This is a genomic window from Veillonellales bacterium, assembly GCA_039680175.1.
In the GTDB taxonomy this organism is placed as follows: Bacteria; Bacillota; Negativicutes; order JAAYSF01; family JAAYSF01; genus JBDKTO01.
In genome coordinates this window covers 1-2,055 of sequence record JBDKTO010000073.1, presented here as the reverse complement: position 1 = coordinate 2,055, position 2,055 = coordinate 1, and the positions used below count along the sequence as shown (strand labels likewise).

Below are 2,055 nucleotides of genomic sequence, written 5' to 3'. Positions count from 1 at the left end.
AGATGCGAAATTGAAAGAATGTCGCAATATACCATTGAAAAGGCACAAAAGGTAATGGACGATAAAAGAAACCATACACTTGCGCAAATTGAGGAGGCGGAGGAGATTCTATCTAAAACAAGGATACAGGACGATTTGCCATTTTAATCCCCACCCATGACCTACCGTAAACTAAAACAAGGCATACTGCATGGGCAGAAGGGAAGATAAAAAATTACATTAAAATAAAAATTAGTAAAGATGGCAATAGATCAAATTAAGCTGCTAAGAAATAATAGTAACAATAATAATAAAGATGATTTAGACTGGGTTAATGAGTTCTACAAGTTTTTAATGGGCGAAATTCCAAATGGAATTTATTTTGGTAAAGGGCATGCAGTAAAATTGTCTCCAAATAAAGCGTATAGTATTATTTATTATTTACAAGAGCACTTCTCGTTATTGCCAGATACTATTGAGCAATGTAGCAAATGCAAAGACTTATATGATAGCTGTTCGTCCGGTTATTATAGTGATGAAAATGAAAAATTTTATTGCGATAACTGTATGCCAGAATTTGTTCACGACAAAAGATCATTTCCCCATCCATAAAATTAACCAACCATGATACAAGCAAATGAAAAATTATTGCCGGGAAATGTTGTGATGATATATGACATGGTAACAGTACTTGACATAGAAAATATTTACGCTATCTCAAAATACGACCCGCATAGCAAATCATTTTCCCCCATCCCCCTAACCACCGAAGTGCTGGTGGAGTGGTGCGGGTGGAACCGTGATAAAAATAAGTATTGGAAATCGTGGGGCAATAACGGGTTTCATATCATACTATGGGATGATTATTACAATGCTTTTAAACTTGAACTTGGCCTACATCATTACAAGGTGTTAGACACACTTAATAACCTACAAAATCTTTTTTATTTCCTTACCGGCGAAGAACTGGTAGTAACTATTCCCTCACCTATAAATAAAAAGCAATGAAGACAGCAGAAGAAACAAAAAAAGAAATTATTGATAGAGTACTAAGCCGTGAATATGGTTCTTGGGAAAGTATAGCTAATGACGCTTACGATGAAGGGCATGCGCAAGGACTTGCCGCCTCCCATCCACCGGCTGCACCTGTAAGCGGGGATGAGTTGACGGAATTTTTGGAAGCTGTAACGAATGAGCGAAATGAGTTTTGCGGGTTCATTAATTCCCTTTTATGGGATTCGGGATTGCGGACAAAATGCGAATCGCTATTAATTATTTACGATCAAATGAGAGAACGTTTGTCCGCCACCCTACCCACCAGGGAGCAGGGAGCGAAGGGGTGTCAATGTAAACAAGATTACAAATCCGTAATGATAGCCGGATATACTTATTGTCAAAATTGCGGGGAACGAAAATAGACGGCCAAAGCACTAAGCAATCAAACCAATTTTTAAAATAATATAAAACAAAGGAGTTATGACAGACGAAGAATTTAACCAATGTAAGATATGCTGGGAGGCGTTCGTTTCTTTATCAACAAATGAAGATCATAGAAATACCGTAAAAAAGGCAGAAATGATGGTAAAGGAGATTGGTGCAATTGGAACTTTTGCTATGTGCGGGTTTGAAAAACTTGATATCCCCGAAGAGGCAAAGCAGGTAATAGCAGACGGGCTAATGTACCTTGAATTATCAAATCAAAGATCGGCTGGCAGCAATTAATCTTCCCCCGCCCACCAATCAATTAAGTAACCATTAAAAATTAAGAGAGATGAATACAATCATGAATGAATTGACAGAATTTAAAAAAAGCTCATTAGGACTATATGATTCAGCTAATGGCAAAAGCGTAGTTGCTGAAAAGGTTATAGACCTGATTGTGCCAAGAGAATTTAAAGGGCAAGCCGTGGTGAAGTATGCCAAAGTTCAAAAGGGAACTATTGCGCAGATATGCCAATGGTATGAAAAGGGTAAAGATTTAGGAATGACTATACATTACCATATAAGCCAAATGACGCCGGGCCAATTATCCGAAGATCAAAACTTTCAATCTCACTCACGTATGGTTGGGTACAA

At 37.7% G+C, this 2,055-nt stretch carries 5 protein-coding genes; all 5 read left to right on the top strand.

All coding sequences use genetic code 11. The features are described 5' to 3' along the window. The first annotated feature begins 240 nt into the window (after positions 1-240). Positions 241-591, top strand: coding sequence for a hypothetical protein (locus ABFC84_11985; protein ID MEN6413455.1), 351 nt, complete (start codon positions 241-243; stop codon positions 589-591). Positions 592-603: 12 nt separating this feature from the next. Continuing rightward, positions 604-987, top strand: a complete 384-nt coding sequence (locus ABFC84_11980; protein ID MEN6413454.1) for a hypothetical protein — start codon at positions 604-606, stop codon at positions 985-987. Next, positions 984-1,397 carry a hypothetical protein gene (locus ABFC84_11975; GenBank protein ID MEN6413453.1) on the top strand — a complete coding sequence of 138 codons (414 nt, stop codon included), beginning with the start codon at positions 984-986 and terminating at the stop codon, positions 1,395-1,397. The genes ABFC84_11980 and ABFC84_11975 overlap by 4 nt, the downstream gene beginning before the upstream one ends. A gap of 58 nt (positions 1,398-1,455) precedes the next feature. Continuing rightward, the gene (locus tag ABFC84_11970) at positions 1,456-1,701 is read left to right on the top strand and encodes a hypothetical protein (GenBank protein MEN6413452.1); all 246 of its coding nucleotides are present in this window, start codon (positions 1,456-1,458) and stop codon (positions 1,699-1,701) included. A gap of 61 nt (positions 1,702-1,762) precedes the next feature. Beyond that, on the top strand, positions 1,763-2,055 hold a 293-nt coding region (locus ABFC84_11965; GenBank protein MEN6413451.1), incomplete at its 3' end, for a hypothetical protein.